At 55.7% G+C, this 262-nt stretch carries 1 protein-coding gene; it reads right to left on the bottom strand.

Annotation, left to right across the window (positions count from 1 at the left end; all coding sequences use genetic code 11):
• Positions 1-262, bottom strand: a 262-nt coding sequence (locus tag SB725_RS31995) for a hypothetical protein (protein ID WP_410923487.1), incomplete at both ends; no start/stop codon positions are given.

Raw genomic sequence — 262 nt, 5'->3', positions numbered from 1 at the left:
CTCTGGGCAGCCTGCGCGAGTCCGCTGAGTAAGCGTGTCTTCCCTTGGCCATTCGCGCCGATGATCACGTTGATCGGGTCCAACGAATGGAGTGCTTCTCCGAAGTTCAACGACACAGGTAGGGCAAGGTCCGCAGCCACCGGAACGTCAGCTTCAATAGACGCAGCATTTGTCAGTGGCGATCTACGCGCAAGCACGTTCAAGATGGAACGAATGGCTACGAAGGCGAATAGCTCTTCGTCGCCTTTGAGCAAGATTGAAC

Source organism: Pseudomonas sp. SIMBA_041, from assembly GCF_046535095.1.
GTDB classification, from domain to species: domain Bacteria; phylum Pseudomonadota; class Gammaproteobacteria; order Pseudomonadales; family Pseudomonadaceae; genus Aquipseudomonas; species Aquipseudomonas mucoides.
This window is presented reverse-complemented; position numbering and strand designations above follow the sequence as displayed.